Below are 21,607 nucleotides of genomic sequence, written 5' to 3'. Positions count from 1 at the left end.
GGCCCACTGCTCGCCCCGCTCCACAAGCTCTTCGTCCCGAAGCAACGTGGGCAGGCTGTTGACCTTGGGCCGGTACTCATCTGACCCGCGGTCATGGTGCTAGGTGTCCGCGCGTGTCCGGCGACGAGTGCCGGGGCCCAGGTTGATCCCGTGCAGCGCAGCGAGTTCCTTCAGGTCGTTCGCGACCATGACCTGAGCGAGGCGCCCGGCGACGGCAACGACCTCTGGCCAACGGGACGACTGGAGATACTCCTCGTCCGTGCCGTCGGGCGCCTGGGCCGCTGCGTCGTTGAGGGCGGCGCCCAGCTCACGCATGAGAGCGACCTCTTCATCAGTCCTCAGACTGATGCCGAGGAATCGTTCGGGCTCGTCGGCGTCACAGAAGTCGTCGAAGAGCGTGTGGAAGACGTGGTCCACGTTCTCGAACACCGTCGGGTCGAGCCAGACATCCCGCTGCCACGGCGGATTGGCCAGAGCCAGGACCGTGGGTACGACGTGGAGTCGGTGGTTCGCTATGAGGCGGGCGTCTTCGCTCACAGGTCCGAGCCTATCGACGGCACGCTGCGGATGCGTCGGCCTTTCCGGGGGAGGGGGCGACTGGTGAGGGGGATCTCGGACGGCCCAGGGCTGATCATCAGGGTCCGGCCGGTCGGCCGCGCACGCGTGTGCCTCGCTCCCAGCTTGGGAAGCTGCGCTCATGTGTGGCTCGAACCGACGACGAGGCGGCGTGGCCGCAGACGAAGCCGCCAGCAGCGAGGAGAGATGCCGCGCCGCCCGACTGCCGCACCGCAACAGCGATTGCCTGGCGCAGATGGGGCACTCGGCCATCGTGGAACGGCTTCGGCGGAGGGAAAACCATGAAACCGACAGCGGGCAGATCAGGCGACGAACGGGGACGGCGACACACCCTGGACATCTACCTGAACGATCACTTGGCCGGCGCGACAGCCGGTACCGAGCTCGCCCGGCGCATGGCCGGAGAACACCGCGACATGGCTTTCGCCGGCGAGCTGAAGAACCTGGCAGCGGAGATCTCCCAGGACCGGCAGCATCTGCTGCGGCTCCTCGCGGATCTCGACGTCGCGGTGAGCCATTACAAGGTGTACGGCGCCTGGCTGGGCGAGAAGGTCGCGAGGGTGAAGCCCAACGGTCGGCTGCTGCGCCGCTCCGGCCTGGCGATACTGGTCGAGCTCGAAGCCATGCGAGTGGGGGTGCAGGGCAAGGTTCTGCTGTGGCGAGCCCTGCTCTCGGCCTCGGCAGACGAGCCGCGTCTGGAGCCGGCCTGGTTGGAACAGCTGTTGGACCGTGCGGAACAGCAGATCAGGACGCTGGACGCCCTGCACGGCAGAGCTGCGGCGGCGGTGCTGTCGGCCATGCCACTGCGGAAGACGACAGACGCGGCGAGGTGATGCACACCCGTCTGTCCCCGGCCGGCACCCCCGCTCGCCGTGCGATGCGGCACAAGGCAAGGGCACAGACCCTTCGAGAGAGGAGAACCCCATGAAGACCCCCGACGACCACGACACACCTCCGGTCGACGACGAGACGCGGCAGCGGTCCGCGGAGCAGCGGAACGTCACCGCACCCACGCCGCGAGACGTCCGGGACAGGGCCAAGGCCGAAGACGAGCCCGACTCCCCGACGGCAGACACGTCCTGACCGCGTTCTGCGGCTGTCTGTCGAAGTGGCCGTGCGCGCCGAAGTCCCTTCCGCGGATGCCGTCCAGCGGCTGCCGGCGATGGCCGCGGCCAGCTGGCGGTTTCGGCTGGTCGGTCATCCGGGACTCGTCACCGGTCCGGCCAGGTAGCGGTCGAGGAGGGCCGAGCACGCGTCGAGGGCCAGCCGCCAGGCGCACCGGCGCGGCCCTTCGGGGAGTGCCTCCTCCAGGCACGTACCGCGTCTTCGGGCTTCCCTCGGACGAGCGGCCGTAGAGGACCTGCCGCGTGCCGATCCGCCGCGGCCGTTCTGCGCGCTGCTTCGTGCCGGTGCCAGCAGCTCGCATCTGTAAGTGCTGCTCCGCCCCATCCGCAGCGGCAAGGACGCCCAGGATCACCAGGACCACCACGACGAGCAGAAGCAGAAGGGCCACGGAGGCGGGCGTGGGGTAGTTCCACAGGAAGAGCGTGAGGCCCCCGGCGCCGATGACGGCGCCTGTGGTCAGGGCGCGGTTCGTGCGCAGCCACCGTCCGACGGCACCTGTCGTCACCCCCGTCCGGGCGAGCGCGTGCCCGGCAGTCTCGGTACTTCGGTCCACGGCCGACCGCACGGCGGTGGCACCGCGGCCTCGTCCGTACAGATACCCCGTGATCACGGTGAGCAGGGCCGTGAGGAGCACGGTGAGGACGGCCTGCCGCAGGAACCTCACCAGGGTGTCGTAGACGGCTGCTGCGGCATCCTGCGACTGGGCTTCCGGAGTCACCGCATCCAGATAGATCTGGCGCATGACGGCGAGTCCGACGAGAAGCCCGCACATCATGATGCCGATGCCGATGCCGGCGGCCATCAGCGCAACCCGGCGGGAAGGTGCCGCCCAGATGCCCAGCCCGGCGAGCACCACCACCACCAAGGGCAACCACGGGCCGACAACGCCGAGCCAGCGGGCAGCATCACGGGCCTCACTCAGATGGTCGTTCCGAACCAGCACGATCGACTTGTCGGCCCCGGGAATGTCTGCTGCCTCGACCAGCGTCACGCCGATCACCTGCTGCTGCAATTCCTCCATCACCGTGCCGACGTTCAGTGTGATGGTGTCGCCCTTGACCTCGAGCGCTCCGCCTCCCTCCCCCGTGAGGACACTCGTCGCGGCGGTGTGCGCGCCGCGCTGGATTTCGTTCCACGCCTTGGCGAAGGCGTCGCTCGTCACCACCTTCTCGACCGCGAAGCGCACGCCGGTCGTCAGTCCGGTCTTGAGCTGTTCGTCCAGCGACCGGGCCGCGTCGACGAGGAAGCGGGGTGCATCACGGTCCGCCAGCGTGTCGGCGAGCGCGTCGGCGATCTTGCGAACGTCGATGCTCTCCACCAGGCGGTCGGTGACACGATCAATCATCAGATCTTGGACGGCGGGGTCCCTGGCGAGAGGTGCGACGGTCTGCTCATACCGATCAACATCGGTGACCTCGGAATTCACCCACGTGGCAACGACGCTGACCGGTGCGAACAGAACGGCCAGCGTGAGAAGCAGGGAAGCCCCGCAGAGTCGCAGTCGCCGGTGTCGTGTGCCGATCACGCGCCGGAGTCGCTCGTACTCCGCTCGTTCGGCATTGCTCAACGGGCCGCTCCGCTCAGGTCGGCCATGCTCCTCCGGACCGGAGGCGGCGGGTGGGTCCACGGCGAACTCCCTCCGCCGCGGTCGGCGCGCTACGGCGGTATGCGCCCTGGGGGCGGAAACCACAGAACCGGCCGGCCCCTGTCTCTCCATCGTCGTTCATCGGCAACCGGCACGCAGCTTGCCCAGGCACAGGCCGGCCAGACCATCCCCCTGAAGCCGCCGTCGGCGGTGGCTCTCACCGCAGAGTGGGAGACGCGGCGCAGTATTTCGCGACCTCGCCAAGGGACCGAGCGCGGGTGACAGCGGCGCAGCCCGGCACGTGCGCCCGTCTGCTCCGCTCAAGGTGCGCGTCGTCCGATACCGATCAGACTTGTATTCATGGCAGAAGAACGTCGGCCGCGCGCCGGGAAGTCCTCGACGACAGCCGCTCGCCGCACGGCATCCGTGCGGGGAGCGGAGCATGCCGCGCGTGCTGCTTGCCGGAGCCTGGAGGGGCTGATCGGCCACCCCACGGAGGGCGTATCAGCGGTGAGACGCATCGACGACGGTTGGTGCGTCGTCGTGGACGTCCTTGAGCTGCCCCGGATTCCGGACACGACGAGCCTTCTTGCCTCGTACGAGGTGCAACTCGATCAGGACGGCGAACTACTGGAGTACTGCAGGGTCCGCCGCTACCGGCGAGGGTCCGCCGATGAGTGACCCCAGATCTGCCTGACCAGCGGAAGGACGCCCCCATGCCCACGACCACCTACTCCGATGAGGTAGTGGCCTGCCCACCGCGCGCCGGCACGTTGTACGACGTGCTGGAACTCATCCTTGATCGGGGCATGGTGATCGACGTGTTCGCCCGGGTCTCCCTGGTCGGCATCGAGATCCTCAAGGTAGATGTGCGCATTGTCGTGGCGAGTGTGGACACCTACCTGAGGTTCGCGGAGGCGTGCAACCGGCTGGACCTGGAACATGACTCCGGCAGCACCACCGTTCCCGAGCTGTTCAGCGGAAAGGCTGCCAAGTCCATCGGCAAGCGCAAGGTCCGCGAGGCCGCGGAAAGCGTGGGTGACACGGTGCGCAAGGCGGTCGGGGGCCGTGACGACGATGCCGACGAGCCTGATGAAGACGAGGAAGAGCAGCAGGAACGGCCCAGGAAGCGGCGTGCTCCCGCCCGTGGCGGTACGAGCCGACGACGCCCCGTGGAGGCATGAGTCGTGACAGCCGACGGTGTGTACGTCTACGCGGTCATCCGGGCGAGGAGACGATTGCCGACGGGCGTGGGCGGTGTGGGCAGCCCGGCTGCCCCGCTGCGGACGATCGAGCAGGGGCGGGTCGCCGCTGTCGTCAGTGAGGCTCCCCCGAAACTCCGCGCCAGACGGCGCGATCTTCTGGCGCACCAGGATCTGTTGCTGCGCCTGTCGGACCAGGGCCCGGTTCTGCCCATGCGGTTCGGGACGGTCGCGCCGGACGAGGAGACGGTGCGCGGTCAGCTGACAGCCGGCGAGGCGGACCACCTGGCGGCACTGGAACACCTCTCCGACGGGGTCGAGGTCAACATCAAGGCGTTCCCGGCACAGAACGCATTGAGAAGCCTCCTCGCGGACGACAGGAAACTCCGGCGCCTGCGGGACGAGGCGCTTCGGCGGCCCGGTTACGAAGCCAACCTCCGGCTGGGTGAGGCTGTGGCGGCTGCTCTGGAGAGCAGGGCCGCGGAAGCCGGTCGGGGACTTCTGAGCGAGCTCACACCCAGGGCCCGCGCGGTTGCCTCGGGGCCCGAAGTCCAGGGATGTGTGCTGAACATGTCGTTCCTCGTCGACCGCGGCGACAGCGACGACTTCCGAAGCGCGGCAGAGCAATTCGCCGAGACGCACTCCGAACGTGTCGAGTTGCGTCTCGCGGGCCCGCTGCCCTGCTACAGCTTCGTCTCCGCTGAAGGCACTCGTGTCCGGACCGTCGGAGCCTGACATGGGACTGATCACCGGACTGCTCACGCTCCCCATCGCACCGGTCCGCAGCGTGATGTGGGTGGCGGAGAAGCTCAACGACGCAGCTGAGCGCGAGTTGCACGACCCAGGAGTGCTCCGTGCCCAGCTGGCTCTCCTGAACCGGGAACTTGAAGAAGGAGACATCAGCCTGGAGGAGTTCGAACGGGAAGAGGAACGGCTGCTCGACCGGCTGCATGCCGCACGGGTCTGCCCTGCGCCGGACGATCGAAGGTGACGCACTCATGGATGACAAGGAAAAGGTGGCGCTCGCGGCCGCTGTCGTCGGCGGCTATGTGCTGGGACGGACGAAGAAGGGCCGACTGGCTCTGTCCATCGCGACCTATCTCGCGGGTCGGCGATTCGGCCTTGAACCTCGTCAGCTCGCGGCCGAAGGAATGCGCAGGCTGGGCGAGATCCCGCAGTTCGCCGAGTTGCAGGAGCAGTTGCGAGGGGAAGTCCTCGAGGCGGGCCGCAAGGCAGTGACAGCCGCTGCCGACCGGGGCATGAGCACGCTCGCCGACGCCATCAGCGACCGCACGGCCCGGCTCGGCGAGAAGGCGGACGAGGACGAGGGCGAGGAGGAGTACGCGCCGGAAGAGGAAGGGGGAGAGGCGGAGTACGAGGAAGAGGAAGAGGAAGAGGAAGCCGAAGAGGCGGAGCCGGAGGAGGAGGAGCCGGAGGCCGAGTACGCAGAGGACCAGGCTGAGGAAGAGGAGGAGCAGCCGGAAGACGCGTACGAGGGCGAGGGCGAAGAGGAGGAGGAAGAGGAAGAGCCGGAAGGGGAAGAGCCGGAAGCGGAAGAGGAAGAGGAAGAGCCGGAAGCGGCGCGGCCGCAGCGGCGCCGCAGTTCTCCGCGATCGGCTCGGGCCCGCAGGACACCCGCACCGGCGGCACCCAAGAAGGCCGCTGCCGCCCAGAGGGAGAGGGCTCGGACGGCCAAGGCCGCGCCGCAGAAGGCTGAACCGGCCAAGAAGACGGCGGCGAAGAAGCCCGCCGCCGCCAAGAAAGCCGCTCCGGCCAAGAAGTCCGCGGCCAGGAAGCCGGCGGCGAAGAAGACGGCTCCTGCCAAGAAGACAGCGGCGAAGAAGACGGCTCCCGCCAAGAAGTCCGCGGCCAGGAAGACGACGCCATCGAAGCGAGCAGCATCCAAGCGCGCCGATCGTCGGAGGTAGCCAGTCATGACCAAGACGGAGAACCAACCTGCCGAGGAAGCATCGGGCGTGGACCGGCTCCGCGAAGAGCTGGGCAACTTCCTCTCCGCACAGGTGGAGCATCTCGCCGAGAAGGCGGGTGACAAACTGACCGACGTCACCGGGAAGCTTTCCGATGCGGCCGAGAACGGTGGCTCGCTTCCCGCGATCGGCTCCCGCATCCTCCAGGGCGACTCCCCGCTGAAGGCATTCGTTTCGGAGAAGGCCAAGGGCGTCAAGGACAACATTGTGGGGAAGGCCAAGGAAGCCTTTGGCGGGGGGAAGGGGAAACGCAAGTCCAGCGGTGGCAAGGTCATGAACATCACCGAGGTTCTGGATGTGGGAGTGCCCCTGCGCGAGGCTTACGACTACTGGACGCAGTACGACCAATTCAGCAGCTTCGCGAAGGGCGTTCGCGACGTCTCGAAGAGCGACGAGGTGCAGAGCGACTGGAAGGTCAAAGTCGGCCCTTCCTCGCGCAGTTTCAAAGCGACCGTCCAGGAACAGATTCCCGACGACCGCATCGTCTGGACCTCCGAAGGAGCCAAGGGCACTACCCGCGGCGTGGTCAGCTTCCATGAACTGGCACCCACCCTGACGCGCATCGTCCTGGTCGTCGAGTACTACCCGTCCGGGTTCTTCGAGAAGACGGGCAACCTGTGGCGGGCCCAAGGACGCCGCATTCGACTGGACTTCAAGAACTTCCAGCGGTACGTCACCCTCACCAATGAAGAGCCCGAAGGCTGGCGCGGCGAAATCCGTGACGGGGAAGTCGTCGTGTCCCACGAGGACGCCATGGAGGAAGAGGAGGCCGAGCAGGAGGAATCCGAAGGCAAGGAGCCCGAGGACGACGGCGAAGGTGATGCAGAGGGAGGCGCCGACTCCGCACACGAGGACGAAGACGAAGCCGAAGGCGCCTACGAGGACGGGGAGGACGAGGAGGGCGAGGGGGCGGAGGACGAAGGCGAAGCGGAAGGCGCATACGAGGACGAGGACGAGGACGACGAGGACGGAGAGGAAATGGAGTACGAGGAGGAGGCGGAGGACGAGGCGGAGGACGAGGCGGAGGACGAGGACGGATCCGCGTCCAGGATGCGACGAGGGCGCAGGCGGCAGCGTGTCTGATGTCGACTTCCGGGAGAGGTTCTCTCCCGTCTCCGGCCCGCAGACCACCAACCTTGCCGACATCCTCGAACGCGTTCTCGACAAAGGGATCGTGATCGCCGGGGATATCAAGATCGACCTCCTCGACATCGAGCTGCTCACCATCCGGCTCCGCCTGTTCGTGGCGTCCGTGGATACCGCGAAGAAGGCCGGAATCGACTGGTGGGAAACCGATCCGGCACTCAGCTCGCGGGCTTCCCGCAGTGCTCTGCAGGAGGAGAACCGTGCCCTGCGTGAGCGTCTGGAGGCGCTCGAGACCCACACGAAGGACGCATTGCCCAAGCGGTGACCCCGTAGCGATACCCCCCCCGCAAGGACCGAGGAGAACCGAGGCACATGACGGAGCGCGGCCCTGAGCGTTCGGACGCCAACGCCACCTATGTGTTCGCTGTCTGCCGGAACCCGGACCCGTCAGCCGTCGCCGGGCTGCCAGGTGTCACCGACAAGGCGCCTGTGAGCACGCTGTCGCTGGAGACACTGACAGCGATCGTCCAGACCGTCCGAGCATGCGAGTTCACCAACGAGGCCTGGCAGGCGCGCCTGTGCGACCAGCGGCAACTGGAGCGATACGCACGCGCTCACCACGATGTCGTCGCTGCGGTGGCTGCCTGCTGTCCCACCGTTCCCCTGCCGATGGCCACGCTCTACCAGAGTGAGGAGAGGGTGCGGGACGCGCTCGCCAACGAGGCGGACCGGTTCCACGCAGCCCTCAAGCGCATTGCGCACCACGCCGAATGGGGCGTGAAGGTGTACGTGCCGTCCTGCCCGCCGGACGATTCGAACCGCAGCACCACGCCGGCCGACCGATCTCGCCCGGCGCCCGGAGCCGGCCTCGCCTACCTGGACCGCAAGCGGGGCGCGCAGGAGCGGCGAGAGCGGCGTCAGGACGAGGCGCTTCAGGCTGCGGAAGCAGTGGATGCCGAAGTGCGCAGCCTCGCCACAGCGTCCCGAAGGCTGCGGCTGCACGGCCCCCAGCTTGCCGGGGAACGGCGGGTCCAGGTCCTCAACGCGACCTACCTGGTGGCAGAACACCGCGCCGCCGAGCTCACCCTGCTGGCACAGGCGCTGGGGGAACGGACCGGGGCGCAGATCGAGCTGTCGGGGCCGTGGGTGCCCTATTCCTTCGTCGGCGAGGTGTAGACCGTGACGCATGGCGTGGTGCCCTGGGACAGCCCCGGCCCCCTGGACGGTCCCATCGGGGTGCCGCTCGTCGACCTGCTGGACCGTGTCCTGGCGACCGGCGTAGTGATCAGCGGTGACCTGGTCATCGCCATCGCCGACGTTCCGCTGGTACGACTGTCGCTCCATGCCCTGCTGTCGTCCGTCAGTGAACGCGTCCCGGCGCCCTGGGCGGATGGAGGCCCCCTTTGACCGGCTCTCGACTTGACCTGGACTCCGAACAGATGGGACGTGACCTCGTCACCCTGGTTCTCACCGTGGTCGAACTCCTCCGGCAGTTGATGGAGCGCCAGGCGATTCGCCGTATCGAACAGGGCGATCTCAGTGATGAACAGGCTGACGAGATCGGGACCACGTTGATGCTGCTCGACCAGCGGATGACGGAACTCTGCGAACAGCACGGAGTGCGTCCGGAGGATCTCAATCTCGACCTCGGACCACTCGGAACCCTGTTACCCCGAAACTGACGGTGTCGGCCCCCGTTTCACTGCCCCATAGGGGGTACTCGACATATGAACGTGATCTACCGCGGACCTGGGAGTGTGAACGGCAATGGCCGGAGGGCAAAAGGCAAAGGGCAAGATGGAAGAGGCCACGGGTAAGGCCAAGGAGGCGGTCGGCCGTACCGTGGGCAACGAGCGGATGGCGGCCGAAGGGCAGGCCAAGAAATCGAAGGGTTCGGCCCGTCAGGCCAAGGAGAAGACGAAGGACGTTTTCAAGCACTGATGTGGCAGATGCTGAGCGGGATCCCGTTTCGGGATCCCGCTCCTTTGCGTCATCGAGTTCTTGTTCCGGTCAACGCGTCAGCCGGGCCAGGTGCCGGTCAGTCGCCGGGTGGCGACGGCGCCGCCACGGTCCACCGCGGCTTTGACGCCGGCGAAGATCGCGCCTTGCAGGACGGCCGCCGACACGACCTCCCGCCAGCCACGCTGCTCGTCCGTCGCGTCGGGAGCGTCCTCTTCGTGGCCGAGCCGCTTCCAGACCTGCTTGAACACTCCGCCGGCCAGTACGCCACTCACGGCGCCCAGAGCCAGACCGACCGGCTTGTAAACGAACTTCGAGGCTTTCATCGCCGCCTCCTGACAGCTTCGTGCGAGCAAGGGTGCGCCACGGGAAGGGCCAGGGTGTCCGAGTACCCCCATGGGCTCATGTCATCGGGCGTCTCAGGTGTCAGGTCCGAGGCGGCGGCGGTCCTCCGGGTCCCACGTGCGGGTGTCGCGTGGCTGGACGTACGGCTCCTCGTCGGCGGGGTGGCCGCCGGCGACGGCACGTTGGCGGACCAGTTCCGCGTCGAACTCCAGACCGAGCAGGATCGCCAGGTTGGTGATCCACAGCCACACCAGGAAGATGATCACGCCGGCGAGAGCCCCGTAGGTCTTGTTGTACGAGCCGAAGTTGGCCACGTACAGCGCGAACCCGGCGGAGGCGATCATCCAGATCAGCAGCGCCAGGAAGCTGCCCGGTGTGATCCAGCGAAAGCCGCGGACGCGCGCGTTCGGGGTGGCCCAGTACAGGACCGCGATCATGGCTGTGACCAGGAGCACCAGCACCGGCCACTTCGCGATCGACCATATGGTCAGCGCCGTGTCGCCGACCCCGAGCACGGCGCCGACCCGCCGGGCCAGGCCGCCGGTGAACACGACGATCAGCGCGCTGATCACGGCCATGACCATCAGCACCACGGTCACGCCGACCCGTACGGGCAGCACCTTCCACACCGGACGGCCCTCGGGGAGGTCGTAGACCGCGTTGGCGCTGCGGATGAACGCGGCGACGTAACCGGACGCCGACCACACGGCCAGCACCAGACCCACGATCGCCATGACCGAGCCGAGCCCGCCCCTGCCCTGCATCTGCTGGACGGCGTTGCGCAGGATGTCCTGGGCCGCGCCCGGGGCGAGTTTCTGGATGTTGTCCAGGACCGCCTGCGTGGCCGACTGCCCGACGATCCCCAGCAGCGACACCAGCGCGAGCAGCGCGGGGAACAGGGCCAGGATCGAGTAGTAGGTCAGGGCGGCGGCCCGGTCGGCCAGCTCGTCCCTCTTGAACTCCTTCAGGGTGCCTTTCAGCACCGTTCCCCAGGAGTGTTTGGGCAGCTCCGTCAGCTTGTCCGGGGCCTGCCGCTCCACCTGCGCGTCCGGCCCGACGGCGGCCGGGGCCTGCCCGGTGTCGCCTTCACGGTCGGCCGCGACGTGCTCGCCGTGCCGTCTGTGCGGCTTCAGTGTCCGTACCATTCCGCACGTGTATCCCTATGGAGACCATCTATGTGCAGATATGCAAAATAGTGGACTTTTGTCCTGGCGTCGGGCGGCCTGAGGCGCTCTCGCCCGTCCGGCAGGTGGGGGTCGGGAAGCGTCCCGGACGGGCCCCGGTCCCCGCGCCGGAGGCTGCGAGCGCCAGCGCCTGCCGCACTGGGCCGAGGTGCGGGCCGACCTCGCCGTGTTCGACGCGCCCGCCGTCGAGGCGGCCGTGGACCGGGCGCACCACCAGTGGGGCCGGACCGCCGACGCGGTGCGCGCCCGGGACCGGGGCCCGCGCTCGCCGGGCTGCGCGGCCGGGTGCCCGGCCGGCGGCAGGGCGTGCTGGATCATGTCCAGCGGCAGCTGCGGCAGTTGCGGATGTGAGCCCCGTTACCCGTGGCGCTCCCGGCCGTGGGAACGACTCGGGAAGGCACGGGGAACGCTCCCCCCGAGCATCGGTGATGTCCCGAGGTCGGGACCTCACCGATGACACAGGGGGAAAAGACAATGCGCTCGATGATGCTGCGGACGCGGACGGCAGTGGTGACGATGACCGGCCTGGTGATCATCGCCCTCGGATCGACCGCCTCGCACCACATCGCCCGGCAGGTTCAGGCTGACGACCGCGGCCCCGGGGCCGTGACCCGGACGGTGGCGGACGGCCGTGGCCCCGGGATCATCGCCACCGCGATCCCCGCCGACGGCCGCGGCCCGGGCAGCGTGGGGATCTGACAGCCGGTCGCACCGGCTTTCCGCACCGACCCGGCGGGCCGTCACAGATGACGGCCCGCCTCCGTCACGCCCATCGCGTCGTACAGTTCCTCGGCCTCCCGGCCACGGGCCCGGGCCTCCTCCTCGTCGCCGAGGGCGGCGGCCGCCTCGGACAGTCCGTGCAGCGCCCGCGCCGTCTCGATGCGGTACCCCAGGGCCGAGGCCAGGGAGTGGGCGTGACGGTACAGCTCCACGGCCCGGTCCGGGTCACCGCGGCGCAGATGGACCAGCGCGACGACATTGGCCACAGCCGCCTGGCGCAGGGGTGTGCCCCGGGCCGCGACCAGTTCCATGGCGTGGTCCGCGTACTCGACGGCGGTCCGGTCCTGGCCGAGTCGCTGGCACAGCTGGGCCCAGTGCGCGTGGACGAAGGCCACGTTGCCGGGCTGGAGGGTCTCGTCGCACAGTTCCAGGGCCTGGGCCAGGCAGGCCCGCGCACGTGCCTCCTCGCCGACTCCGCGGTGGGCGAGCGCGAGCCAGGTGAGCGAGGTGATCTCGTTGCCGCGCTCACCGAGCCGCCGGTTGAGTTCGGTCGCCCGGGCGGCGTGCCGGACGGCGTCCGCATACCGGCCGATCCAGGTCAGCACCGAGCTGAGGTTGGCCAGCGCCTCCGCCTCCATGCGCGCCACGCCGATCTCGCGGTGCAGGGCGATGCCCTGCTCCAGATAGGCGCAGGCCCGGTCGAAGTTGCCCAGGGCGCTGTGCAGAAGGCCCAGCACGTCGAGGCAGAAGGCCTCGGTGGGCCGGTGGTCGGCGGCAGAGGCGAGGCGCAACGCCTCCTCCGTGACCTCGATGCCGTCCTGGAAGGCGCCGAGCCACCAGTGGGCGATGCCCAGGTTGCCGAGGCTCACCGGCAGCAGCAGCGGATCGCCGAGCACCCGCGCGAAGGCGACCGCCAGCTGGCTGGTCGACCGGAACTCCTCGTGGTGGCCTCGCAGGTTGAGGTAGAACATGAAGTTGCGGGTGAGGACGACGCCGTCGCGGTGCAGCTCGTAGGCGCCCGCCCGCTCCACGACGGCGCGCAGCGCGTCGTGCTCGCGGCCGAACCAGCGCAGCGCCTGCTCGTCGGTCTCCAGCCAGGGCAGCTGCCACGCGTGCCGGCCGGTACCGGTGTCGTAGCGGGCCCGTCCCGGGAAGAGCACGTCGCAGGCGGCCTCGCTGGCCGTGACGTAGTACGACACCAGGCGCTGGACGGCCTGCCGGCTTTCGTCCGGGTCGCCGCCCAGCGCCATCGCGTACGTGCGCACCAGGTCGTGGAAGCTGTAGAGACCCATCTCCGGCTGTTCCAGCAGATGGATGTCGAGCAGGTGCTCCAGGGCGTCCTCGGCCTCGTGCACCCCCTCGCCGAGCAGGGCGGCGGCGGAGTGCACGTCGAGGGTGCCGCCGGGGTGCTCGGCCAGCAGCCTGAACGCGGCGCGCCGCTCGTCCTCCATCGCCTGGTACGACAGCCGCAGCGTGGCCTCCACGCTGCGTTCCCCCGCGCTGAGTTCGTGCAGCCGGCGGGTCTCGTCGGCGAGCCGGTCGACGAGGTACTGGATGGTCCAGCGCGGCCGGTTGCGCAGGCGTGCGGCGGTGATGCGCAGGGCCAGCGGCAGGCCTCCGCAGAGCTGGACGAGCTGGGCCGCGGCGTCGGGCTCGGAGGCGGTACGTTCCTCCCCGAGGGTGCGGGCCAGCAGCGCGGCGCTGTCGTCCCCGGAGAGCAGTTCCAGGGAGAGCCACTCGGCGCCGTCGAGATCGAGCATGCGGATCCGGCTGGTGATCAGCACCAGGCAGCCCTCGGAGGCGGGCAGCAGCGACCTGATCTGGGTGGCATCCACCGCGTTGTCGAGGACCAGCAGCAGCCGGCGCTGGGCGCAGATGCTGAGCCACAGGGTGATCCGGCGCTCCAGCCCGTCGGGCATCCGGTCGTCGGGCACACCGAGGTTGCGCAGCAGGGAGTCGATCACCGGGCCGGCCTCCTGCGGCTTCTCGCCGGGGCTGAATCCGCGCAGATCGACGAAGAGCTGCCCGTCCGGGTAGTCCTCGGCCAGCTCGTGTGCGGCGTGTACGGCGAGCGCGGTCTTGCCGCTGCCCCCCATGCCGTCGATGCCGATGATCCGGGCGGCCGCCCGGGCCGGTGTGCGGCCGGCGGCGACGACCCGCTGCAGCTCGGCCTCCCGCCCGGTGAAGTCCGGCAGGTCGTAGGGCAGGGTGCGGGGCGGCTGCTCCAGCTTGGGCGGCAGGTCGTCCTGTGCGGCGGGCACCGGCATGCCGCGCGTGACCGGCGACTGCGGTGGCCGGGGCGCGACTTCGGGGCTGTCGCGCAGTATCGCCTCGTACAACCGGGTGAGTTCGGCGCCCGGGTCTATGCCGAGCTCCTCGACGAGCAGGTCGCGGACCCGTCCGAACTCCTCGAGGGCCTCCGCCTGCCGGCCCGAGCGGTACAGGGCGAGCATCAGCTGGCCGCGCAGGGTCTCGCGCAGCGGGTGCGCGGTGACCAACTCGCGCAACGGACCGACGAGTTCGGCTGCCTGGCCGAGTTCGAGACGCAGCTCGTAGTACTGCTCGGCGACCGCCATGTGGCGCTCTTCCAGGGCGGCGGAGGCGGCGGCTATCAACGAGCCGCCGGCGCCCGCGAGCACCGGTCCGCGCCACAGGTCGACAGCGGCGCACAGTTCGTCGACCGCTTCCGGCAGCCGCCCCGCGGCGACCGCCTCCCGGGCGAGCCGCGCGTGCAGGTTGAACAGGTGCAGGTCGAGCTGGTCGTCGTCCAGGACGACCCGGTAGCCGGTGCCGTCGGTGACGATCAGCTCGGAGCCGCCGGGGATGCGGTTGCGCAGGGTCGCCACCGCCTTGCGGACCTGGTGTGTTGCGGTCTGCGGCGGTTCGTCGTCCCAGGCGGCGGTCACCAGCCGGGACACCGGGACCATCCGGCCCGGTTCCAGCAGGAGGGTGACCAGCACGCGTTCCTGTGTGGGGCTGCCCAGTTTCAGTCGCTGATCCCCGTACCAGCCCTCCAGCGATCCCAGGATATTGAACCTGACGGCAGAACGCTTCAACTCCCCCAATGCCACGGACCCTTCCCCCATGCCCCCGAATTTCCGCCCCGATCGGAGAAGATCACGTCCATCCTAGGTCACGGAGCGATTACGTAAAGTGTCGGGCATGTGAAACGAAACACGCCCGCCCCGTGCGGTGGCCGGGGCGGGTGTGCCGTAGGGGGTGGGCGGAAGGCCGGCGACGGCTTCGGCGCCGGCCTTCGCGGTGCGGGCTCACGGGGTCTCGGCCAATCGGAAGCCGATCGCGTAGATGGGCTTGTCGTACCAGCCGTGCCGCCTGCGGCAGCGGGTGAGATCCCCGTAGCGGGTGAAGCTCCCGCCCCGGGCCACCCGGTACGGGCCCTGGGTCAGCAGCAGGTCGTCGGGCGCGGGCGTGCCGCCGGGGTAGGGCCGGTAGTCGTCGGCGACGAACTCCTCGACGTTCCCGCCGACGTCGTCCAGGCCGAACGGGCTGCGCCCCGCGGGATAGACGCCGACCGGTGTGGTGGTCAGCGGTCCGGCCTCCACCGTGTTCGCGCACTCCGGGCGGAACGACTCGCCCCACGGGTACTCCCGGCCGTCACCGCCGGAGGCCGCGTACTCCCACTCCGCCTCCGACGGCAGCCGGAAGCGGCGGCCGGTGCGCCGGGACAGCCAGGCCGCGTACGCGTCGGCGGCCTCGGCCGGCACGCCCCACACCGGGTGGTTGGCGAGTTCCCGGGGGTAGACGCCGAACGGCCACGACTTCGGCAGCCACGTCTCGTGGGTGTCCTGAAGGAACGCGCGGTACTCGCTGTTCGTCACCGGGTAGCGGGCGATGCGGAACGCGGCGATGTCGACCTCGTGGACCGGGCACTCCTTCGCGATCCACTCCTCGACCACGCCGACGTGCCGCCACCGGTCGGTGATCTCGGCCACCCGCTCCGGCGGCAGGCCGACACCGACCCGGGCAGCCGGCACGTCGATCATCTCCGGGTCGAGGACGCGGATCCGCGGGTCGCCGAGCAGGCCGAGGACGGTACCGGCCGCGTGCCGCCGGGGGCACGGCTCGTGCGGCGCGGTCGCGACCGCGATCAGGGTGTCGGGGGAGGCGGTCAGCAGGTCGCGGTGCGGGCCTATGGACTCGCCGGAGCTGCGCTGCACGAAGGACTCGGGCAGTCCCATCGCCTCGCGGTCGCCCACCTGGTTCGGGTTCACCGGTCACCCCCTGCGACCTCGTACACCTGACCGTCGTAGGAGCCGGCGAGGAAGACGTCGCGCCGCGGGTCGTGGCACAGCGAGGAGATGCCGGCCGTGGTCGGGCGCATCACCACCGGCCAGGTCCCGGACACGGTGTCGAAGACGGCGACCAGACCGCTGTAGGAGCCGGTGGCGACGTACCGGCCGTCCGGCGAGGCGGCGACGCACTTCACGGAGTGGTCGTGCGGGGTGGCGTGGGCGCTCGCCGTCGGGCCGTCCCACAGGCGCAGCACCAGGTCCCGGCTGACGCTCGCGAAACGCCCGCCCGGCAGCGCCGCGCAGCCGTTGGCGATCCGGTCGTGGGCGGCGTCGACACGTGCCACCTCGGTGAAGTCCTCGAGGGAGAACCAGGAGGCCGCCGCGTCCGCGGACACCGCGAAGACCAGGCCGTCCGACACCGCCACGCCCTTGACCGCGCCGGTGTGCAGCGGCAGCGTCGCCTCGTGCTTGACGGCCCCGTCGGGCTGCACGGAGAAGACCAGGCCCTCACCGGTGTAGGCGCCGACGACCACGTGCGGCACACCGTCGCGCTCGAAGGCGGCACCGCAGTTGAGCGGTGAGCGGTGCTGGTACAGCGCCTCGCCGGTGAGCGCGTCGAAGACGGTGCCCATCTGGCCGCCGCTGAAGACCCGGCCCCCGGCGGGGGTGAGGAAGTTGCACAGGCTGTTCGTCGCGGCGGCCGGCACCCCGTCGCTCCACAGGATCCCGGCGTCGCCGATGGTCAGCCGCCGCTCCTCGTGCACGGCGACCGCGTTCACGCCGTGGGTGGGCTCGACGTGGTCCAGGTCCCAGGTGCCGTCGGTGATGCGGTGGATGGCGTACGACGACCCGAAGGTGGCGAACACCAGGGTGTCGCCGTCGAGGAAGGCGCACGAGCGGGGCCACACGTCGGCCGGGAAGGTGGCGGAGGCGACCGGCCGCAGTCCGTCGGTCACGTCCCACACCCGCAGGGTGCGGTCGTAGCTGAGGCTGACCAGCCTGCCGTGGGCCGAGTCCAGGACCAGCCGCTTGATGCCCGCCTCGTGCGCGTGGTGGGTGGCGGTGCCCTCGGCGGCGAGGACGACGATCTCGCCCTCGTCGTTGCCCGCGTACACCGTGCCCTCGGGGGTGACGGCGATGGTGTCGGTCTCGACGCCGCCGAGGTCGGTGTCCGAGACCAGGCCGCCGGTCTCGAGCGACCAGCGCTTGATGGTGCCGTCGTCGCTGGAGGAGACCAGGTCGTCGCTGTCCGCGGCCCACTCGACGGAGATGACGTCGGCGGTGTGACCGGTGAAGGTGTGCAGCAGGGTGCCGGAGAAGTCGTACACCCTCACCCGGTGGTCCCGGGAGGCGGTGGCGATGAGGGGCTTGGACGGGTGGAAGGCCGACATCTCCACGTCGTCGTCCTGGTCGGACAGCACGGCCAGGAGCTTGAGGTCCGGCACCGACCACAGGCGGGCGGTGTAGTCGCTGGAGGAGGAGACCAGGTGGCGGCCGTCGGGGCTGAAGGAGACCTGGTTGGCGAGATGGTCGTGGACGGCACGGGCCAGCGCCCGGCGGGTGCGTGCGTCCCACAGCACGAGCTGGTTGTCGTAGCCGGCGGTGGCCACGAACCTGCCGTCGTGCGCGGCGACTCCGCTGATGGGGCCGTTGTGGCGGATCACAGGACAGACACCTCCAGGTCGTCGGTACGGGGTTCGGACGTGGTGGGCAGGGCGTCGGGGACGAACAGGGTGTGGCCGCCGTGCCGGGCCTTCGCGTCGAGGTAGCGGCCGTTCTCACCGGTCAGGTAGACCCCGGTGGGCACCATCGCGGTGACCTCGATCCCGAGACGGGCCAGCTGCGCCGCCTTCTCGGGGTTGTTGGTCAGCAGCCGGATCCGGGTCATGCCGAGGGCGCGCAGCATCTCGGCGGCCGCCGAGTAGTCGCGCTCGTCCTCGCCGCGGCCGAGGAGCCGGTTGGCCTCGAAGGTGTCGCTGCCGCGGTCCTGCAGGACGTACGCGTCGAGCTTGTTGTAGAGACCGATCCCGCGGCCCTCCTGGCGCAGGTACAGCACGGCCCCGCCCTCGCGGGTGATCCGCTGCAGCGCCTCCTGCAGCTGGGGGCCGCAGTCGCAGCGCGCGGAGCCGAACACGTCGCCGGTCAGGCACTCGCTGTGGAGCCGGACCAGGGGGACCTCGCCGGCCGGACCGGGGACGACCACGGCCAGGTGCTCCTCGTGGTCCGGAAGGCCGGTGAAGGTGACCAGGTCGGCGGAGCGGTGCCCGGCCCGCTGGAGGGTGACCGGGACGCGGGCCCGAACGGCCGTCCGGGCGCGGTGGTTGGTGGTGTTGCCGCCGGCGTTCATACCGAGACGGCCTCCTCTCGGGACGAGGTGTGCGGTACGGACGGAGCCCACTGCTGCCAGGTGCGCCACAGCCACAGCAGGCCGGCGAGCTGGAGGGAGCCGAAGGCGAGGAAGGTGGGGCCCGCGCCGAGCAGATCGGCGAGGGCGGGGACGCAGAGGGGGCCGGCGAGGATCGGCAGGCCGAGGGCGAGGTCGACGATGCCGCCCACCCGCCCCAGTGCGTCGGCGGGCACGAACTTGAAGACCATGAGGTCGCTCGCCACGCCCAGGGCGGCCTGGAAGCCGAACATCACGACCATGGCGGCGACGAACACGTGCACCGAGCCGGACGCCATCGTCAGCAGCGCCACGCCCATGCCGACGGTGCCGGTCAGGACGATCGCGCGGAACGGGAAGGTCTTGCGCTCGGAGACCAGGACGGTGCCGAGGACGCCGGCGATCCGTACGGCCACCAGGACCAGGCCCACCGCGCGCGGCGAGAGGTCCCAGTCGTGCTGGAGCCGGAACAGCGACAGGGTCATCGTGCCGGTCGTGCCGACCAGCAGCATCGGCAGGAAGACCAGCATCGCGTGGAGCAGCACGGGCGTCGCCCACATCACGCGCAGCCCCTCCGCGAGGCCCCGGACCATCCCGCCGCCGGACTCGGCGGGCCGCTGCCGGGGCGGGTGGATGCCCATCAGCCACACGGCGATCGGCGCGAAGAAGGTGAGGACGTTGAACCACAGCAGCCCGGTGTAGCCGAACCACAGCAGTGCGGCGCTGACGATCAGCGGCCCGACCACGTTGGTGACCGTGTAGAGGCTGCCGAGGCTGGCCCGCGAGCGCACCGGGTTGTCCGGGAACATGTGCGCCACCCCGGTCATCCAGCCCATCCGGTAGGCGGCGCCGCCGATCTGCACCAGTGCGCCGAAGACGAACAGCGGCCACACCGGGGCGTGCTCTGCGAGTCCGGTCAGGTTCAGCGCGATCGCCGCTGCGACCTGCACCAGCAGTCCCGGCACCACCAGGATCCGCGCGCCGTGCCGGTCGACGACCGCGCCGAGCACCGGTGCCAGCAGCAGCGTGGCCGGGGTGAGAACGGCCAGCAGCGACATGACGGTGAGGGAACCGGTGCGTTCGTAGACGAACAGCGGGAGCGCGACGGTGTAGACGGCCTCGCCGATGTTGTTCACGACGTTGCCGGCGGCGAAGATCCGGAACCTGCGGTCCCGCCACGGTGCCGGCTCGGACCGTTCGGCGGCGTCGGGGGTGCTCACGGCGTGGTCCTCTGCCGGGGCAGGAGCAGGTCGCGTACCCGGGTCAGCGCGGCCTTGCGGCCCTCGCCGGCCGGGCGGAAGAGCCGGATCCAGCCGCCCCGGCCGCCGACGACCAGCACGTACTCGTCGCCGAAGGGCACGGCGGTGAGTGCCTTGGCGAAGTCCGGGAGGTCCTCCACGAGGGCGGTGATCTCGGTGGACTCGCGGTCGAACGCGCCCAGTTGGCAGCCGTAGGAGACGGCGTAGACGGTGTTGCCCAGCAGGACGCCGTTCTCGACGGTGTTGTCGAGGAGCTCGGTCCAGCGGTGGGTGATCCCGCCGTCGGCCAGGGCGAGGCGCTTGACGCCGTTCTCACCGCTGATGATCAGGGCATCGGGGCTCTCGGCCCACATCCGCTTCGGGTACTCCTCGGTGTCGAACTCCCGCAGCACCTCGTCCCGGTCGGCCGCGTAGACACTGATCAGTCCGGTGCTGGAGCCGATGACCCGCTCGCCGGTGGGCAGGTAGCAGCCGGTCCAGGCGGAGGCCCGGCCGATGTCCAGCCGTGCGATCAACTCGCCGGTCTTCGCGTCGAGTTCGTCGACGCCGTCGTTGTGGCAGGCGAGCAGACGGGTGTGGTCGGGGGAGCCGGCGACGGTGTGCGCCAGGGCGTCGAGGCGGCGGCGCCACAGCACCGTGCCGTCCCGGTCGGCGCGGAAGACCCACTGGTCGCGGGTGACGCCGGCCCAGCCGCCCGGCAGCGGCACCACGCGCCGGGTGAAGCCCAGGTCGTGGGTGTGGTGGGCACGCAGGTCGAGGTGGGGCTCGCCGAGTCCGTCGGCGACGACGGAGAGCACCGCGACACCGTCGTCGGTCGCCGCGTACAGCTCGGCCGGGTCGTCCACCGAGGGCTGGACGTCCCACACGCACTGGCGCCGGAAGGGGGCGCGGGCCAGGATCCGGGTGCCGTCGGCGGTCAGCCGGCGGATGTCGCCGTCCTGCGTGAGGGTGTAGATCGTGCCGTCGTCGGCGACGGCGAAGTCGGTGAGCTGGTGCGAGAAGCCGCTGACGGTGGAGGCCACCTTCAGCTCGGGGGTGCTGTTGTCCAGCAGGTGCAGTACGCCGTCGAAGCCTCCGACGTACACGGTCCGCTGGTCCGGCGAGAAGGCCAGGAACTCGACGTCGTCGCGGGCGAGCAGCAGCTGGCCGGTGACGTTGCCCTCGGCGTCCAGCGTCAGCACACCGTTGGCGATGTTGTTGTTCTCGTCGACGCCGTCGTCCTGGGTGGCCCAGAACCGGTCGTGCAGGCTGTCGTAGAGGATGCGGTGGATGTTGCCGCCGTCGGCCTTGACGACGGTCGGGAAGTCCAGCGTCTCCAGGTCGCCGAGGAAGACACGGCCGGCCTTGTCGGAGGCGGCGTCGATCTCCGGGTGGTCCTGGCAGAACCACTCCAGCGGGACATGCCCCGCGAAGTTCGGCTCGATCCGCTCGACGGCGAAGGTCTCGAGGTCCAGTACGGCCATCTGGCGGTAGCCGTTGTTCATGTAGACCTTGCCCTGGTGCACGGTGATGCCGCGGCTCATCACCGGCGAGGGCTCCTCGCCCTCGAGCAGTTCGGCGCGGTTCGCGGTGCGGTCGGCGTCCAGCACGTCGACCAGGTCGAGGGTGTCCAGACGCCAGCGCAGCAGAGTGCCGCGCTTGTCGCGGCCCACCACCCAGTCGCCGGCCGCGGTCACCGTGTACACCGGAGCGTGTCCCGCGGTGACACTGCCCGTCGGGGCGGCGGAGGACCTGATGACGTGCAGGTTCTCGTCGAGCAGGTGGATGCGGCCCGTGACGTCGGCGGCCAGCAGCCCGGCCTCGGGTACGTGCACGATGCGGACGACGCGGTCGGTCAACTCCATTTCAGGCTCCTGTCGGTGGGGTGATGTGCGGAGAAAAGGGCGGTGGCGGGCACCGCGGAAGCTGTGCCCGCCACAGGGAAGGGGCCGTCAGGCGGTCG

General features: G+C 70.0%; 23 protein-coding genes and 1 pseudogene. 14 read left to right on the top strand and 10 right to left on the bottom strand.

The features are described from left to right. Window positions 1-99: 99 nt before the first annotated feature. Complete coding sequence (locus tag AQJ64_RS43145) at window positions 100-537, bottom strand: SCO4402 family protein (RefSeq protein WP_055635909.1); 438 nt, start codon at window positions 535-537, stop codon at window positions 100-102. 320 nt (window positions 538-857) lie between these two features. On the opposite strand from AQJ64_RS43145, the gene AQJ64_RS43140 reads away from it, so the two are divergent. Next, window positions 858-1,409: a hypothetical protein gene (locus tag AQJ64_RS43140; protein ID WP_055635910.1), complete on the top strand. Its 552-nt coding sequence runs from the start codon at window positions 858-860 to the stop codon at window positions 1,407-1,409. A 167-nt stretch (window positions 1,410-1,576) separates the two neighbouring features. On the opposite strand, the gene AQJ64_RS43135 is transcribed toward AQJ64_RS43140, so the two are convergent. Next, on the bottom strand, window positions 1,577-3,268 hold the full coding sequence (locus AQJ64_RS43135; protein WP_206189779.1) for a hypothetical protein: 1,692 nt from the start codon (window positions 3,266-3,268) through the stop codon (window positions 1,577-1,579). A gap of 378 nt (window positions 3,269-3,646) precedes the next feature. Between AQJ64_RS43135 and AQJ64_RS43130 the strand changes: the two genes are divergently transcribed. The 11 genes from AQJ64_RS43130 to AQJ64_RS47410 all read left to right on the top strand — a co-directional run bounded on the left by AQJ64_RS43130 (window position 3,647) and on the right by AQJ64_RS47410 (window position 9,503). Further along, window positions 3,647-3,967, top strand: a complete 321-nt coding sequence (locus AQJ64_RS43130) for a gas vesicle protein GvpO (RefSeq protein WP_055635911.1) — start codon at window positions 3,647-3,649, stop codon at window positions 3,965-3,967. Window positions 3,968-4,002: 35 nt separating this feature from the next. Then, window positions 4,003-4,470 (top strand): gas vesicle protein GvpJ, encoded by a 468-nt coding sequence (gene gvpJ / locus AQJ64_RS43125; RefSeq protein ID WP_055635912.1) that lies wholly within the window; start codon window positions 4,003-4,005, stop codon window positions 4,468-4,470. A 3-nt stretch (window positions 4,471-4,473) separates the two neighbouring features. Continuing rightward, a complete protein-coding gene (locus AQJ64_RS43120; protein ID WP_055635913.1) occupies window positions 4,474-5,223 on the top strand; it encodes a GvpL/GvpF family gas vesicle protein in 750 nt (249 codons plus the stop codon). A 1-nt stretch (window position 5,224) separates the two neighbouring features. Further along, complete coding sequence (locus AQJ64_RS43115; RefSeq protein WP_055635914.1) at window positions 5,225-5,479, top strand: gas vesicle protein GvpG; 255 nt, start codon at window positions 5,225-5,227, stop codon at window positions 5,477-5,479. A gap of 7 nt (window positions 5,480-5,486) precedes the next feature. Further along, window positions 5,487-6,416 (top strand): hypothetical protein, encoded by a 930-nt coding sequence (locus AQJ64_RS43110; RefSeq protein WP_055635915.1) that lies wholly within the window; start codon window positions 5,487-5,489, stop codon window positions 6,414-6,416. Window positions 6,417-6,422: 6 nt separating this feature from the next. Further along, entirely contained in the window at window positions 6,423-7,559 is a 1,137-nt protein-coding gene (locus AQJ64_RS43105) for an SRPBCC family protein (protein WP_055635916.1), read from the top strand. Continuing rightward, on the top strand, window positions 7,552-7,887 hold the full coding sequence (locus AQJ64_RS43100; RefSeq protein ID WP_055635917.1) for a gas vesicle protein: 336 nt from the start codon (window positions 7,552-7,554) through the stop codon (window positions 7,885-7,887). Before AQJ64_RS43105 ends, AQJ64_RS43100 begins: the two co-directional genes overlap by 8 nt. 47 nt (window positions 7,888-7,934) lie before the next feature. Next, a complete protein-coding gene (locus AQJ64_RS43095) occupies window positions 7,935-8,738 on the top strand; it encodes a GvpL/GvpF family gas vesicle protein (protein ID WP_055635918.1) in 804 nt (267 codons plus the stop codon). A 3-nt stretch (window positions 8,739-8,741) separates the two neighbouring features. After that, the gene (locus tag AQJ64_RS43090; RefSeq protein WP_055635919.1) at window positions 8,742-8,969 is read left to right on the top strand and encodes a gas vesicle protein; all 228 of its coding nucleotides are present in this window, start codon (window positions 8,742-8,744) and stop codon (window positions 8,967-8,969) included. Then, the gene (locus AQJ64_RS43085; RefSeq protein ID WP_055635920.1) at window positions 8,966-9,244 is read left to right on the top strand and encodes a gas vesicle protein K; all 279 of its coding nucleotides are present in this window, start codon (window positions 8,966-8,968) and stop codon (window positions 9,242-9,244) included. The genes AQJ64_RS43090 and AQJ64_RS43085 overlap by 4 nt, the downstream gene beginning before the upstream one ends. A gap of 85 nt (window positions 9,245-9,329) precedes the next feature. After that, window positions 9,330-9,503, top strand: a complete 174-nt coding sequence (locus tag AQJ64_RS47410; protein ID WP_064506468.1) for a CsbD family protein — start codon at window positions 9,330-9,332, stop codon at window positions 9,501-9,503. A gap of 77 nt (window positions 9,504-9,580) precedes the next feature. On the opposite strand, the gene AQJ64_RS43080 is transcribed toward AQJ64_RS47410, so the two are convergent. Next, on the bottom strand, window positions 9,581-9,847 hold the full coding sequence (locus AQJ64_RS43080) for a DUF4235 domain-containing protein (protein ID WP_055635921.1): 267 nt from the start codon (window positions 9,845-9,847) through the stop codon (window positions 9,581-9,583). 93 nt (window positions 9,848-9,940) lie between these two features. Further along, window positions 9,941-11,011: a YihY/virulence factor BrkB family protein gene (locus tag AQJ64_RS43075; protein ID WP_055635922.1), complete on the bottom strand. Its 1,071-nt coding sequence runs from the start codon at window positions 11,009-11,011 to the stop codon at window positions 9,941-9,943. Window positions 11,012-11,186: 175 nt separating this feature from the next. Here AQJ64_RS43075 and AQJ64_RS52555 point away from each other — a divergent pair. Both AQJ64_RS52555 and AQJ64_RS43070 read left to right on the top strand, forming a co-directional pair. After that, a pseudogene (locus AQJ64_RS52555) lies at window positions 11,187-11,401 on the top strand (hypothetical protein); the annotation flags it as partial. A 132-nt stretch (window positions 11,402-11,533) separates the two neighbouring features. Continuing rightward, a complete protein-coding gene (locus tag AQJ64_RS43070; protein WP_157881018.1) occupies window positions 11,534-11,749 on the top strand; it encodes a hypothetical protein in 216 nt (71 codons plus the stop codon). A gap of 41 nt (window positions 11,750-11,790) precedes the next feature. Here the strand turns inward: AQJ64_RS43070 and AQJ64_RS43065 are convergent, their stop codons facing one another. The 6 genes from AQJ64_RS43065 to AQJ64_RS43040 form a co-directional block, all read right to left on the bottom strand. Next, the gene (locus AQJ64_RS43065) at window positions 11,791-14,856 is read right to left on the bottom strand and encodes a BTAD domain-containing putative transcriptional regulator (RefSeq protein WP_079062300.1); all 3,066 of its coding nucleotides are present in this window, start codon (window positions 14,854-14,856) and stop codon (window positions 11,791-11,793) included. Window positions 14,857-15,039: 183 nt separating this feature from the next. Continuing rightward, window positions 15,040-16,002, bottom strand: coding sequence for a formylglycine-generating enzyme family protein (locus AQJ64_RS43060; protein WP_240512753.1), 963 nt, complete (start codon window positions 16,000-16,002; stop codon window positions 15,040-15,042). Continuing rightward, on the bottom strand, window positions 15,999-17,687 hold the full coding sequence (locus AQJ64_RS43055) for a WD40 repeat domain-containing protein (RefSeq protein WP_055635925.1): 1,689 nt from the start codon (window positions 17,685-17,687) through the stop codon (window positions 15,999-16,001). Before AQJ64_RS43055 ends, AQJ64_RS43060 begins: the two co-directional genes overlap by 4 nt. Next, on the bottom strand, window positions 17,684-18,370 hold the full coding sequence (locus AQJ64_RS43050) for a GTP cyclohydrolase II (RefSeq protein WP_055635926.1): 687 nt from the start codon (window positions 18,368-18,370) through the stop codon (window positions 17,684-17,686). The genes AQJ64_RS43055 and AQJ64_RS43050 overlap by 4 nt, the downstream gene beginning before the upstream one ends. Beyond that, the gene (locus tag AQJ64_RS43045) at window positions 18,367-19,626 is read right to left on the bottom strand and encodes an MFS transporter (RefSeq protein WP_055635927.1); all 1,260 of its coding nucleotides are present in this window, start codon (window positions 19,624-19,626) and stop codon (window positions 18,367-18,369) included. The genes AQJ64_RS43050 and AQJ64_RS43045 overlap by 4 nt, the downstream gene beginning before the upstream one ends. Further along, a complete protein-coding gene (locus AQJ64_RS43040; RefSeq protein ID WP_055635928.1) occupies window positions 19,623-21,509 on the bottom strand; it encodes a WD40 repeat domain-containing protein in 1,887 nt (628 codons plus the stop codon). Before AQJ64_RS43040 ends, AQJ64_RS43045 begins: the two co-directional genes overlap by 4 nt. Between the last annotated feature and the right edge of the window lie 98 nt (window positions 21,510-21,607).

Source organism: Streptomyces griseoruber, assembly GCF_001514205.1.
Taxonomy (GTDB): domain Bacteria; phylum Actinomycetota; class Actinomycetes; order Streptomycetales; family Streptomycetaceae; genus Streptomyces; species Streptomyces griseoruber.
The sequence above is the reverse complement of the archived record's forward strand: the minus strand, read 5'-3'. Positions and strand labels throughout refer to the sequence as shown.